Origin of the sequence: Longinema margulisiae, from assembly GCF_025266855.1 — a bacterium.
GTDB lineage: Bacteria > Spirochaetota > Brevinematia > Brevinematales > Thermospiraceae > Thermospira.
Genome location: NZ_CP053071.1, coordinates 1511217 through 1524745 on the forward strand (window position 1 = coordinate 1511217; position 13529 = coordinate 1524745).

Sequence of the window (13529 nt, forward strand, 5' to 3'; positions counted from 1 at the left end):
TACGTTGTTTTTCAAAGAGGCTTCTCAATTGTTTTTGAAAAACCTCTTGACTTTTTTCTCATAAAAGTGTATAATACTTGCAGAAAAATATGCGATGTCGGATGTTTTTTTCCTTTCCAGGGAAAGTGTCGGCAGATACTGTCAAAACAGCCAGCTGGGAGATAGCTCAGTTTTTGCAGGAGCACCTCCCCGACGAGTACAAAAAGAGGTTTGTTTTTTCGGTGTATTTCCCTTTTGAAAGGGAAGGGGGCAAGCTTGTTCTTCAAAAGCCTTTTCAGCTCACCTTTTCTTCATCGGATTCTGGGGTGGTGATTGCTATCTCTAACCTGTTGTCGGAAAGTAAACTCACCATTGGGGGACAAGAGGTGAAAAAGGAGCGGTCTTTTCTTTTGCCCGCACGAGAGTACTTCCCTGATATCGTTGTGTACGAAACGATAGGGCCACTTCTTCTCAAAGAGAGAGAGAAAAGAGAGAAATATATAGCTTTAGAAGAATGCATAAAAAAGTGGGAAGAAGAGAATAAAAGGTATGAGGTTATGATAGGAAAAAACGATGAAGCAGTGAAAGGGGCTTTGTTCTCTTATATACAGGATTTCTCTCCCAACGCAAATGATCTCAATATACAAAAATATCGAGTTCTTCGTACTCTTCGAATCCTTCATGGAGATATCTCTTCGTCGCAGCCTGCTGAGATTACCTACCCTGGGCTGGTGGCACGGTTTATTCTCAAGGCGCCGCCCGAGGTCCACAAGAGGCTCTATGAGGAGGGTATAGGGGAGATGAGAGAACAGGGATTTGGTATGCTGGAGGTGGTGGGATGAGTGACAATAATAATGAGTATATTACCCTTTATCCCTCAAACTGGCTGTATAACGCGGGGGTGGTGGGGTTTTTGAGTTGTCTGGATAGAGGGGATTATCTTTATAATTTTCAGAATTCCAAATATAACATTAATGACGATGGCACAATATCAATAACAAAAGAAATTTTTGAAAAGATTAAAGTTGATGAAAACTATTTTGAAAATGGTAAAGTTATAAACTTAAAAGGTAAAAATCAATACTATCCAAATTTTATAGATGTTGATGGAAATCAAAAAGAAGTTTTTAAGAAGTTTGTTGAAGCATTTTCTGATTCAAGTAAAATCCAACAATCTGACTGTGAATTATGTGGATCGGGATTATTAGTTATTAAAGAGAATCTAGATAATAATATTGACAATAAACAAAAAGAAAATTTCTTTTCTAAAATATCCAAATTGGATATGGTTCACAACAAGCTTTTAGGGCCTTCAAAAAAATTTCCAAATTCTTATTGGAATTTAGAATCTGGTTTTAAGGTTTGCCATCTTTGTACTTTTCTTCTCATTCACCACCATCTTGCTTTAACAAGGCTTTCCGATGGTTCAGAAATATTTATAAATGCACCATCTTTTAAACTGATGTATGAACTCAACAAGCTAGTTAGAGAACTTTTTGGGAAAACAGATGTGGATTCTACTAAAAAACGAGAAATTCTTGCAATGAGTGTTATCGAATATACAAGAAGGCTTCAAACGACGCTGGGGCAATGGAATGCTATGAATATTGAGATAGTTATAAAAAAGGGAGATGAAATTGATTTTTATACTCTTCCTTATGAAACAGTGAAGATTATTTTTGATAGAGCAATAGCATCTATTTTATCCGACTTAGGAGAATTTTCTATCTTAGATTGTATAATTTCTGGGAATTATTCTTTTCTCCCAGAAATTTCTTACAAAATAATAAGAGCATCATTTAAGAATGAAAGTATTTCTGCTTTTATTAAGGTGTATAAAAATCAAAACAACCCTATTTTAACATCTCAAAAAATTTTAAAATTATATGCCACAATTATAGACAGGAGGAAACTATATGCCAGAACAAACTGATCAAAAACAAAAAGAAATAACTTTGGAAGATCTTAAAGGAGAAGTTAAACAAAATAACTTTCCGTATGAATATTTTGAAAAATATTACAAACAGAAGAGAAATAGTGAAAAGGAGTATCTTTCACTTCTTGAATGGGCTTGCCAATTGAAAAAAGATGATAAAAATCTTCAAAAATTGCTGCGAAAATGCGCTCTTGAAAGTGTTTCAGATTTAATGGAAGAACTTAAAAATCTTGGTTATGGTGTTCAAAAAGAGTTGGGAGAAGATTTTTCAAAAATGGGATATAGACTCTTAGAGCAGGTACGAGCAGGCAAGAGAAGTGATGTGATGTATGGGATTTCAAGAATATTTGGTAACGTTTTTTTCAGGAGACCTGCAGTGGGAAGATGAGGAAAAGCAAAAAAAAGTTCCTCCCTGGCCGATAATAGGACACAAGGAGGAACCCATGCGTAAAGAATTCACCTTCACTTTGACTATCGACTACCCTGACACAAAACTTGAGACGTTAGTGGTGGTTTTTCTCCAGGCCATCAAAGGAGTGTTTGAGTCATTTGTTCATCAGATTTCTGTAGAAGTGGCAGAAAAAGAAATAAAAGAAGGTCGTATCACCTGTACATGCGGAGAAAAACATCACTTCATATGGAAAACAAAGCATGGAAAAAACACTGTTTTTGTTCTGATGCCCTTTGGAAAGATCACTCTTCCTCAGCTCCAAATTCAATGCAAAAAGTGTGGAAGAAAACTTTTTCTCACAAGATCTCTTCTTGGTGTAGAAAAGCGAAAAAGGCAAATCCTGAAAGATATCTACAGAGTGGCTTTAGCCGGGGCTCTTACCACCTATCGAGTGGCCGCTCGTATTCTTTCCTTCACAGGGTATAAAATAGGTCTTAGCACCCTCTGGAAAAACCTTCAAAATATTGGGAGAAAGATACATTTCAGTATCTCAGAAAAAGAAAAACCCTGTGGAGAAGCCGATGGGACGGGTATTCCTGTTCAGGGCAAGAAAAAAGGAGAAGAAGCTAAAATTCTTTTGCAGGAGAGGCAACAAGCCTCCCCATTGACAGGAAAAAATACAAGAATAGCAGGCCTTCTTGTGGATAATTACCATGCAGGTTGGGACAAACTTCTTAAGCCCATTCAAGAAAAACACTCTTTTTCTCGGTTTTTTCTTGTTGTCGATGGAGATACAGGGATTAACCAGGGCAAACATCCCGGTATCGTTTTTCAACGATGTTTGTGGCATGTAAGTTATCAATTGAAGTATTTTCTTCGTCTTGATAGAGTGAGATATCGTTCTTCTGAGTGGACAAATATTGTCGCTGAAACAGGGAAAGCCTGTTTCTTGGGGTACAAAAATGACTGGCAAACAAGACTTGGTTATCAAAGCGAGCGCAGACAGCATATTCAGAATCTTCTTGACTTATTTCACGAAAAAGGGCGCAAACATTGTTTTTATTATCTTCTTCGTGCTCAAAAAGACATGTTCGCCTGTGACAGTGAAGATGGTTTGCCAGGAACAACCTCAAGGGCAGAACGGGTGATGCGAACCATAAACCAGAGAATGGATGTAGGGGTATGGAAAAGAGAAGGGGCAACCAATGTTCTTGCTGTGCGTTTGCATTACTACTATAATCGTGATGAGGCTATCGATGGTGTCTACTGGCAGGATGTGATATAAAACATAGGGATGGTACGTACTTATTGCCCTGTTTTATGGCCTAAAAAGGGTACTTTCCCCAGAAAAAACTTGTTTATCTAAAATGTTCCCTGTATACTACAGTTGACAAAAATCTTTTGAGCCAGGGGTAACTTCTTTATCCTTTTCTCTCTCTTTCAGGTCTCCTGTTGGAAACGTAATCGAATATTTCCTGTTGTAGCCACAAGAGAACTGACCTGTGAAAGGGTTTCATACGACGCAGCAAAAGCCCCTGATTGTTTGTTTTGTTCTACCACCCGCATCACAAGGGAGAGGATCATTTCTCCTTCTTCTTCAGGCTGGGCGCATGATAACCCCTTGAGTACATGATCCAGGACGAAGTATATTTTGTCCTCAAAGGTTTCTATCCCCTGCTGGAGAAAATACCTCCCTACTAAGTAATGGGAGAGGCATCTTTCCTTTTCGGTAAGGGCCAGGTACACCGCCTCTCGAGTTTGAGGATGACTCCAGACAATCATGCCTGTCTGAAGGGAGAGCAGTTTTTTCTCTATCAAGGGGTCAAGAAGAGAAAGGGTTTCTTCCTCCGACACTCCTATCACGTTCCCCATCATTTCCAGGGTGAAGCGATTCCCGATACAACTGGCAAGTGCCACTAACCGACGACTATCCTCATCGAAGCTTTCGAGGATCTTTTGCACCTCCTGGCCACTTTGAGCACTCTGATAGGCGAGGATCTCTTTCTCTTTCCATTTCCAGCCCCGATAGCCGTCAAAAAAGACCAGTTCCTCTCTGGTTAACTCTTGCATGAGAGTTTCACACTGAAGTGGATTACCCTTTGTTTTTTCCAAAAAGATCCTTGCTAATTCCAGCACTTCCTCAGGTTTTTTCGCGAAGAGATCGGCAAGCCATAGGCCAATCTCCTCTTCTCCCCATCCCTTCATCTCAACAAGGCGATAGGGGACTTTTTCAAACCATCGGGAAAAGGCTTCCCACTCGGAAACGCTCCCCTGAAAGACGGTGACTATCCCGATATAAGAGAGGTTTTGCCTTGCAAGATAGAGAAAGAGAAGTCGACTTTCCTGATCGGCCCACTGGATTCTATCAAGGATAAGCCACAGGGGTCTTTTTCTTGAAACGAGAAGTTGCAAAAACTCACTAAAAACATACAAAAGCCGATGCTGAGCAGCTTCAGGGTCTAAGGTTTCTATTTCCCCTCTTGGCACAAAGACCTTTTCCATTTCGGGCAAGATAAGGGTGAGAGCCTTTCCCTGGTCGGCCATTCTCTCCCAGGCTTCCTGAAGAGCCTTTTGTTCGCTCACAGGAAGGATATAAAATTGTTGAAGAATATCATAGAGAAATTGCCTGAGACCATGGTAGGGTGTGGATTGTCTTTCCCGGGAGAATCCCACCCTGACTCTCCACATTTCACGACTCTGGTAGTCGGCTTCGATGGTCTCAAGAAGGCGTGTCTTGCCAACGCCTTTTTCACCCACAAGCGCAACATGCTGGAGGCTTCCCAAGAGGCTTCTTCTCATCATTTCATCAAGGGTTTCTTTTTCTTTGCTTCGGCCGTAGAGTTTTCGAGAGAATTGAAGTTTTGGAGAGAAGTCTCTCTCCCCTAACGGGAATTCTTTGCATTCTCCTTCTTTTTGGTACCTCTGATAGGCCTTGTGAAGATCATAGAGAAGACCATAGGCACTCTGGTAACGTTTTCCAGGGTCTTTTTCCAAAAGTTTCATGATGATAGCCGCAAGAAGAGAGGGACAACTGGAGATTTTCTCAGGGCTTTGTGGCTTTTCTGCAAGATGGGCATGGACCCACCCGGCCATATCCTTTGCCTCAAAGGGGCGTCGGCCGGAAATCATCTCATAAAAGACCACGCCAAGGGAGTAGAGATCACTTCGCTGATCCACAGAAAAGGAGGTTCGTCCCGTCTGTTCTGGAGACATGTAGGGAAGACTCCCCTCCAGGATATTTCCCATCACGGTTCCGGCTATCTGAGAGATCCCAAAATCAGTGAGACACACCCTTTTCTGAGAGATGAGGATATTGCTTGGTTTGAGGTCGAGATGAAGGATACCACGCTTGTGTACCTCGGCTAACGTTGAAACCACATGCAGGGCTATCGGGAAAAAGAGCTTGAGTGGTACACCACTGGGGTACTTTTCTAAGTATTTCTGGAGGGTGACTCCTTCAAATCTTTCCATCACCAGCGCAGGGACACCATCGATTTCTCGTAGATCATAGATTCTGACTACTCCATCAATATCAAGTTCTCGAAGCATTCCATATTCACGACGAAGGCGAAATACCTCCTCTGGTCTGGTGGACACAACCTGGAGGGTTTTGATCACGACGTCTCTTCCATCAGAGAGACGCCGACCTAAAAAAATACGTGATTGCCCCGTTTCAGCAAGGGGTGAGAGAATCTCATAATCCCGTTTGAGAGGTTCAAGGGTGCGCATATAGCCCCCTTTTTTGTTCTGCTATATCGTAGCAGGAAAGGGGAAAAAAGTCAATAGCCTGAGAGCATTGTATAAATGAGAGCCTTGCACGGGTGTTTTCTTCCCCTGTTTGGGTCAGGGGCTACGCCCCTGAAACCCCGCTTTTTCTGTTCACAAGGGCTTATTTGTCTTTTTTTTTATGAAAAAAATAGGCTTGTTTATTATGGAAAGAAATATTTTTATACTACTTTTTGCTTTTTATTACTTTCTTGAGACCTTTGCACATTCGTGCAAAGGTCTCTAAATATGAAATGAGACCCTTGCACGGGTGTTTTCTTCCCCTCTTTAGGTCAGGGGCTACGCCCCTGAAACCCCGCTTTTTCTATTTCCAAGGGCTTGTTTGTCTTTTTTATTCAAAAAAATAGGGTCATTTATTACTGCAAAGAATATTTTCATACTATATTTTGAGACCCTTGCACGGGTGTTTTCTTCCCCTCTTTAGGTCAGGGGCTACGCCCCTGAAACCCCGTTTTTTCCATTTACAAGGGCTTATTTGTCTTTTTTTGTTCAAAGGAATAGTTTTATTTATTACGTTAAGGAATATTTTTATACTATTTTTTGTTTTTTACCACTTTTTTGAGACCTTCGCACATTCGTGCAAAGGTCTCATTTTGTTTTTCACCACTTTTTCGAGACCTTTTGCACATTCGTGCAAAGGTCTCGAAATGTCTTTTTGCCAGAAGGGGCCTGTTTGCACAATGGTTTCGAAAAGTAATTTTTTTTGAAAGCAAAACACAAATAAGTCCATTTCAACGAAAACATAAAGTTTCAGAGATCAAGTCTCTCCTCTAAAAAAGTCAGAAGAGCAGTTTGTAATAGACTTTTTATGTTTTTTCAAATAAATTTTGTGACTTTTCTTTCCAACAAGCTATTCTTTTATTGGCAAGGTTAATGTAGTCTTCGTTAATTTCATATCCCACATAATACCTCTTGGACATAAGAGATGCCAAAGCAGTTGTACCGCTGCCCATGAAAGGATCAAGAACAATATCTCCTTTGAAAGAATAAAGTTGAATCAATCGATACGGAAGTTCTACTGGAAATGGGGCAGGGTGTCCTACTCTTTTGGCACTTTCTGCGTGAAATGTCCAGATAGATTTAGTCCATTCTATGAATTGGTCTCTTGTTATAGTATCTTCTTTATTTCCTTTATCTCGTTTATAATTCCCTTTTGAAAAAACTAAAATATACTCGTGAACATCTCGAAGGGTGGGATTGGCGGCACTTTGCCAGCTTCCCCAGGCTGTAGAGGGACTGGCACTAGAGGCCTTGTTCCAGATAATCTCTCCTCGCATGTAAAAACCTATTTCAATCATCATTCGTGAAATGTAATCAGAAAGTGGAATATATGGTTTTCTTCCTAAGTTGGCGACATTAACACAAGCCCTTCCCCCATTTACCAAAACGCGGTAGGTTTCTCTGAATACCTTTTCTAGGAGATGTAAATATTCTTCAAGAGAGAGATCTTGGTCATATTCTTTTGAAACGTTATAAGGAGGAGAAGTTATCATCAAATGAACTGAACAATCAGGGATTTCTTTCATATGTTCTGCTGAGCCAAGAATAATGGTATTAAGGTAAGATTCTGGAAACAAGTTTTCTTTATTTTCTACTATTTTATGAACCTTTAGTTCTTTGTAAAGTTTAGAATTGTAAAAACGTGTACTATCATGATTGATACGTCCAGGTGTTCCAAAAGCGCTGGTTTCGGTTCCTTTTTGTCTTTTCATGAACACTCCCTCAGATATTCGAGAAATTTTATAGCCTTTTCTTCTTCATCACTTGAAAATTCATTAGCCAGACGTATAATTTCTCCTAATTTCTCTTTAGGAATCATGGAAGAAAAATATAAAAGTTTCATGTTTAAAATCTTTGTTAGATATCCTTTGAGCATATTTATATTTTCTATAGTTAAAAAGCCTTGTTTAGGGGTTTCTTTTATGTAGTGTTTTTCCGTTGGATTTGGATATAACGACCAGAAGCCTTGAATGACTCCGCAACTTTTGAGAAAATCTACTTTTTCTTTATAGCTTTCGGAAATAGGACTATTGCCTAAAACTATAATAGGAATAGAAGCGGATGCTGGGCTAGATACCCTGATCGCGATAGCCTTCCCCATGGCTTTAAGCATACTATCAGAGCGTAAAAGAGAAGGATTTCCTTGATGAGAGGTATAATCACCTATATATTTTATTTTATTGCTTTGATGATCATATTCGTAATTTGAAACAATACTCATTTTGATTTCAAAGATAAGCTTTATATTCTCAGGTTTTTGTATTGTTTCCGACGAAGTACAAAAGGCCAAGTCAGCTGGAGATTGTTTGGTGAGGCCAATCTCTTCACAAACAACTCCATTTATAGCATAAAGGGAATTTTCTTTTGCAAGTGGAGATAAAAGTTCTTGACACCATTTTTCTGTAAAATCTCCAATCAAGGCATTTCTACTTTGAAGAGTTTGCCCATTATTCTTCGTATCTTTTGGAACATAGGCATAATACTTTTGTCCAATGTAATAGAAAAGTTTTTCTGGAGAATTGTTTTTTAATGCTTCTTGAAAAAAAGAGATTTCTATTGCTGTATTCCAGAGAGAGTTTGACATGTGTTTTTTCTCCTCTTCATATTATATTCTTATTTCATAGAAAAAGTCAAAGTCTTTTCAAATCCAGTACTCCGGTCCATACTCTGGGGCCGGGCTACTCACCTTCTGGGCAAAGAAAAGATAGCCTGTATGTCCAATCATACGGTCAAAGGGACGGGTGAGGAATTCTTTCACACGGATTCCACGGGTCCACACCTCCATGGTGCGGATACGAACAAATCCCGTTTCTTCCAGTCGTTTCACGGTGGTTTGTACCTGTTCAATATTGGGGGAAAGAAATCCTACATGTCCCCCAGGACGAAGGGCCTGCCACACCTGAGGGACAATCACCCAGGGTGTGGGAATGTCCACAAAGACGGCGTCCACTCCCTCTATGCCAAACCCCCCTTCGGCTACAGGATCCTTCAGAATGAATTCTACCCTCTCTGGTTTGCCAAACTTTTTCACATTGGCGATGGCCATTTCCTGGTGCTCAGGTCGTCTCTCAAAGCTATACACCCTTCCCTCACTTCCCACAATACGGGAGAGAAGTACCGTAAGCGAACCAGAACCAGAGCCAATCTCTATCACCCTGGAACCACTCTCAATTCCGAGCTCTAAGAGAATGATTCCCGCCTCTTTGGGGTAAATGATCGTGGTACGCCGTTTCACCTTCATCATCAGGTCGGCAAGTGAAGGCCGAAGGACGTAAAAGGCCACACCCTTGTTGGTTTCTATACGATCTCCGAATTCAAGATTTTCTGGAAAGTGAAGGGTTCCATAATGCGTGGAAAAACACCCCCCTGGTTCATACGGAAGGAAGTACGTTTGTTCGTCGTGGTAGAGATAGAGCCATTCGCCCTTTTGCATGTCTGCTCCTTTCTGTTTGTTTCCCCTATATTGTAAAGGAAGAAACGAAAAAAATACAGAACTTCCCTCTTTGGGAGGGGAGAGGCTTTTTTTCAAGAAGGGAGAAGGCTATTACCCTGTTTCAGCTACAAAACGAGAGGCTGAAACAAAGAAATAGCCATCGCTCCTGCCACGGTACAATATGCAAGAAGTCCATATTAGGGAAACAATCTCCACGGGTTGGTGAGAGAATGCCTGTTCTTTCTCCACCTCTTTTTTTTCTGTACCCTACCGGGCCGCTTTTGCGGTCGTATACTCCTGGTCTTGTAGCGGGAAAGTCCTTCCGAAGTGAGGGTACGTATCAGTTGAAAGTTGAAGGTTTGTAAAGTTTGAGACCCTTGCACGGATGTTTTCTTTGCCTGTCTGGGTCAGGGGCTACGCCCCTGAAACCCCGATTTTTCTGTTTACAAGGGCCGGTTTGTCTTTTTTATTCAAAAAAATTGGTTTATTTATTACAGCACGGAATATTTTGATACTAATTTTTGTTTCTTTATTACTTTTTTGAGACCTTTGCACATTCGTGCAAAGGTCTCAGTTTATAAAGTTGGTTGCAAGGCTCAGGAGGACGAGTTGTGGTTGCCGAAGTCTCAAGGACGAGGCAATGTCGCCCACGGAGGAAGGACTTCCCCTGGATGGAAGGAGAGGATATTTTTCTCCTTGCCCGCAAAAGCGGCCCCTTGTTTGTCCGAGGCGCATACGTAGCATGCGACGAGGACAACACCTCTTTTGCCCCACGCGGGAGCGTTTCTACCCAAATATTTTTCCCCAAAAACTCTTTACAAAAATTCGAACCAGTGTTAAGATAATAGGTGAAAAAACGCATCGGGAGGATGGTATGGGTAAAATTTATGAACCCAAACGGATCAGGAATGTGGCTCTTTCAGGGGCACCAAATGCTGGAAAAACAACCCTTGCGGAGGCTCTTCTTTTTGTGAGTGGACAGATTCCGACGATGGGATCTGTGGACAAGGGGACAACCGTGATGGACTTCGAAGACGAAGAGATAGCCAAAAAGATGTCTCTCCATACCTCACTTGCCTATACCGAATGGAATAATGTCAAAATCAATCTCCTTGATACCCCGGGTATTCCTGATCTCGTGGGAGAGGTGCGAAGTGCTTTTCGTGCGGTTGAAGGGATCATTTTTGTGGTTTCCGGCGTGGATGGAATTACGATTGACACAGAAAAAGACTGGCATTTTGCGGATGATTATCAGATCGCACGTATCGTCTTTATTAATCAGATGGATAAACCTGAAGCAGACTTTTTTGGTATTGCGGAGGACCTTGAGAAGAAATTCAAAAAACCCGTTATCCCTCTCGAGTTGCCTCTTGTAGAAAATGGGAAATTCGTAGGAACCTTTGATCTTGTTTCTCTGGAATCTGTGTTTTCATCCGGCAAGGAAATCAAACGTACGAAGGATATACCTTCTTCTCTCAAAGACAAAATTGAGAGTTATCGGGAGAAACTCTTTGATGCCGTGGCTGAAACAGACGATACCCTTATTGAGAAATACCTCAGCGGTGAAACCCTGACCCCAGAAGAGGTGGAGAGAGGACTTCGAAGTTGTACGATGAACAACAAATTTATCCCTATCTTTTGTGGAAGTGCCCTTCATTGTATTGGCATTCAACCCCTTTTGGATGTGATCGTGCAGTTTTTGCCTTCTCCTCTTTATGTGGGTGAGGAGATAGGAAAAGATCCCAACCATCCCGAGCATACCATCAAACGCCACCCGGATCCTGAGGAACCCTTTTCGGCGTTTGTCTTCAAGACATACGTTGATCCCTATGCAGGCAAGCTCTCTTTTGCGAGGATTCTCTCTGGAAAGATTCGTATGGGAGATGAGATTCTCAATGTGAGAGCCAATGCCAGGGAGAAGATTGCCCACCTCTATATGATAAACGGGAAAAACCTCAAAGAGATCGAAGAACTGGAAGCAGGAGATATTGCCGTTTTTGCCAAGCTGGACTCGCTGCATACAGGAGATACCATTACTGAGCCAACGAAACCACTGCTTTATGAGCCGGTGAGATTCCCAAGTCCTTCGTATTTTTTGGCCATTCATGCCAAGGATCGCAAACTCGAAGACAAATTGGCCGAAATCTTTCACCAGATTCATCTCCAGGATCCTACGTTTACCTATGAGTATAATGATATCACCAAAGAGATGGTGATTTCCTGTATCGGGGAAATCCAGGCCAAGCATATTTTGGATTATATTCAGCACCACTACAAGATTGAGTTTGAGACACGTGTTCCCCGTATTGCTTACAAAGAGACCATCACAGCCAAGGCTGAAGGGCATTATAAACACAAGAAACAGACAGGTGGACATGGACAGTATGGGGAGGTGTATTTGCGGGTAGAACCTCTCAAGCGGAATGAGGGATTCCTTTTCACGGAGAGTATCTTTGGAGGGGCTATTCCCAAAAATTATGTGCCGGCTATTGAAAAGGGATGCCGTGAAGCCTGCGAGAGTGGGGTGATTGCTGGTTACCCTGTGGTGGATATCAAGGTGGATGTGTATGATGGTTCCTATCATGAGGTGGATTCCTCGGACATGTCATTCAAGATTGCGGGTCTTCATGCCATGAAACTCGCCATTGAAGCGGCTAAACCTGTTCTTTTAGAGCCTATTGCCAGAGTACGGGTGTATGTTGATGAGGATGCCATCGGAAGTGTTATGGGAGATCTCTCTAACCGACGGGGGAAGGTTCAGGGTATGGACAAGATCTCTGAGGACGTTACGGTGATCAATGCCTTTGTTCCCTATGCGGAAATGCTTGCCTATGCGCCTGCTCTCAATGCCCTGACAAGCGGAAGGGGACGCTTTGATATGGAGATCAGTCACTATGATATTCTTCCTCAGAGTGAATATGAGAAGGCAAAAAAGCAGGCTGAACAGATGCGAAAAGAACAGGAAGAAGCCAAAGCATAGGGGATAGAAAGAGATGGCCATACGATCACGTCGAACGACGCCAGCGGTGTTTCCTTTTAGCCTTTTTTTGAAGTTGCTTTTAGCGATTATTTTGATTCTTTTTTTGGCGTTGGGAGTAATGGGAACTATTCTTGAGGATGAACTCAAAACGGTTTTTGGGAGAAGTCTTCTCCAGGAAGGTATGGTTGTTCGGCTTCTCCGCCTCATGCAGGTGATGGGATTTGCAGGGACGGTGGTAACGTTGGGTACCTTTTTTTTAGTGTATATTCGCGGGCTTACCCATTATCAGAGGCTTTATGAACGAACGGTCGGGATGGTCAAAAACGAGAATATCTATCAGAACCTTTCCATGGTGACCTTTCCCACCGAAGATATTTTGGGCAATCTTGGGAGTGTGCTCAATCAGTTTATGAAACAGATAACCTACTTCGACCAGTTGAAGACCAGTGCTCTCAAAAGACTTCAGGAGAGGTTTGAATTTGTGGCGGATCTCTGTCCTCTTCCTGTACTTCTCCTTTTTCTCAAGAAGAGTTTTCCTACCCCGGTACTCTCCATTCGATATGCCAACAAGGCCTTTCTTGATCTTTTTGCCAAAAAGGGAGAAGACGAGTATTTTGATATAGAGGGTTTAAGCGTCGAGGTTTCTGATACGGAAGAAGAGTTGTCGCTTTCCAGTATGGGGGAGAGGTTTGAACGAATGTATCAGGCAGAGATGGCAGAGATTACGCTTCTCACGAAAAAGATACGCTACATGGTCAATCAAACGTTGGCTTCTCTTTCTCCACAGGTTTTGACAGAGAAGCAGGAGATAGTGCCTCTTCACGAGAGTAAAGAGAAGCCAGGGGTGGTCATCTGTAAACATATTGAGTTTTATCCTTTTCTTGATATTATCAAGGGGGAGGATGGTAAAACAAATCGTGTGGTGAAAGAGGTTCTCCTTGTGTTTCGAGAATATGAAAAGCCAAAAGAGGGGCTTTTTTCCTCTTTCAAAAAAAGAGAAAAACACGAAGAATCATGAGTAGGA

Annotated in this window: 10 protein-coding genes; 6 read left to right on the forward strand and 4 right to left on the reverse strand. The window is 41.8% G+C overall.

All coding sequences use genetic code 11. From position 1 onward, the window contains the following. Positions 1-89: 89 nt before the first annotated feature. The 4 genes from BREVNS_RS06740 to BREVNS_RS06755 are packed head-to-tail and all read left to right on the forward strand — an operon-like array spanning position 90 to position 3591. On the forward strand, positions 90-821 hold the full coding sequence (locus tag BREVNS_RS06740; protein WP_483426257.1) for a CRISPR-associated endoribonuclease Cas6: 732 nt from the start codon (positions 90-92) through the stop codon (positions 819-821). Next, positions 818-1912: a hypothetical protein gene (locus BREVNS_RS06745; RefSeq protein ID WP_483426258.1), complete on the forward strand. Its 1095-nt coding sequence runs from the start codon at positions 818-820 to the stop codon at positions 1910-1912. Before BREVNS_RS06740 ends, BREVNS_RS06745 begins: the two co-directional genes overlap by 4 nt. After that, a complete protein-coding gene (locus tag BREVNS_RS06750; protein ID WP_483426259.1) occupies positions 1896-2303 on the forward strand; it encodes a hypothetical protein in 408 nt (135 codons plus the stop codon). The genes BREVNS_RS06745 and BREVNS_RS06750 overlap by 17 nt, the downstream gene beginning before the upstream one ends. Before the next feature lie 55 nt (positions 2304-2358). Further along, positions 2359-3591, forward strand: a complete 1233-nt coding sequence (locus BREVNS_RS06755; RefSeq protein WP_483426076.1) for a hypothetical protein — start codon at positions 2359-2361, stop codon at positions 3589-3591. Positions 3592-3746: 155 nt separating this feature from the next. On the opposite strand, the gene BREVNS_RS06760 is transcribed toward BREVNS_RS06755, so the two are convergent. The 4 genes from BREVNS_RS06760 to BREVNS_RS06775 form a co-directional block, all read right to left on the reverse strand. After that, a complete protein-coding gene (locus BREVNS_RS06760) occupies positions 3747-6035 on the reverse strand; it encodes a protein kinase domain-containing protein (RefSeq protein WP_483426260.1) in 2289 nt (762 codons plus the stop codon). Positions 6036-6898: 863 nt separating this feature from the next. After that, positions 6899-7804 carry a DNA-methyltransferase gene (locus tag BREVNS_RS06765; RefSeq protein ID WP_483426261.1) on the reverse strand — a complete coding sequence of 302 codons (906 nt, stop codon included), beginning with the start codon at positions 7802-7804 and terminating at the stop codon, positions 6899-6901. Next, on the reverse strand, positions 7801-8676 hold the full coding sequence (locus tag BREVNS_RS06770) for a hypothetical protein (RefSeq protein ID WP_483426262.1): 876 nt from the start codon (positions 8674-8676) through the stop codon (positions 7801-7803). Before BREVNS_RS06770 ends, BREVNS_RS06765 begins: the two co-directional genes overlap by 4 nt. Positions 8677-8733: 57 nt before the next feature. Continuing rightward, positions 8734-9525 carry a tRNA (adenine-N1)-methyltransferase gene (locus BREVNS_RS06775; protein ID WP_483426263.1) on the reverse strand — a complete coding sequence of 264 codons (792 nt, stop codon included), beginning with the start codon at positions 9523-9525 and terminating at the stop codon, positions 8734-8736. Positions 9526-10399: 874 nt separating this feature from the next. Between BREVNS_RS06775 and fusA the strand changes: the two genes are divergently transcribed. Then, complete coding sequence (gene fusA, locus BREVNS_RS06780; protein ID WP_483426264.1) at positions 10400-12505, forward strand: elongation factor G; 2106 nt, start codon at positions 10400-10402, stop codon at positions 12503-12505. A gap of 13 nt (positions 12506-12518) precedes the next feature. Next, positions 12519-13523, forward strand: coding sequence for a hypothetical protein (locus BREVNS_RS06785; protein WP_483426265.1), 1005 nt, complete (start codon positions 12519-12521; stop codon positions 13521-13523). Positions 13524-13529: the final 6 nt, after the last annotated feature.

Bases quoted from the DNA above. Each gene is read 5' to 3' on its own strand.
- BREVNS_RS06740 (WP_483426257.1), top strand. From the start codon at position 90: ATGCGATGTCGGATGTTTTTTTCCTTTCCAGGGAAAGTGTCGGCAGAT.
- BREVNS_RS06745 (WP_483426258.1), top strand. From the start codon at position 818: ATGAGTGACAATAATAATGAGTATATTACCCTTTATCCCTCAAACTGG.
- BREVNS_RS06750 (WP_483426259.1), top strand. From the start codon at position 1,896: ATGCCAGAACAAACTGATCAAAAACAAAAAGAAATAACTTTGGAAGAT.
- BREVNS_RS06755 (WP_483426076.1), top strand. From the start codon at position 2,359: ATGCGTAAAGAATTCACCTTCACTTTGACTATCGACTACCCTGACACA.
- BREVNS_RS06760 (WP_483426260.1), bottom strand. From the start codon at position 6,035: ATGCGCACCCTTGAACCTCTCAAACGGGATTATGAGATTCTCTCACCC.
- BREVNS_RS06765 (WP_483426261.1), bottom strand. From the start codon at position 7,804: ATGAAAAGACAAAAAGGAACCGAAACCAGCGCTTTTGGAACACCTGGA.
- BREVNS_RS06770 (WP_483426262.1), bottom strand. From the start codon at position 8,676: ATGTCAAACTCTCTCTGGAATACAGCAATAGAAATCTCTTTTTTTCAA.
- BREVNS_RS06775 (WP_483426263.1), bottom strand. From the start codon at position 9,525: ATGCAAAAGGGCGAATGGCTCTATCTCTACCACGACGAACAAACGTAC.
- fusA (WP_483426264.1), top strand. From the start codon at position 10,400: ATGGGTAAAATTTATGAACCCAAACGGATCAGGAATGTGGCTCTTTCA.
- BREVNS_RS06785 (WP_483426265.1), top strand. From the start codon at position 12,519: ATGGCCATACGATCACGTCGAACGACGCCAGCGGTGTTTCCTTTTAGC.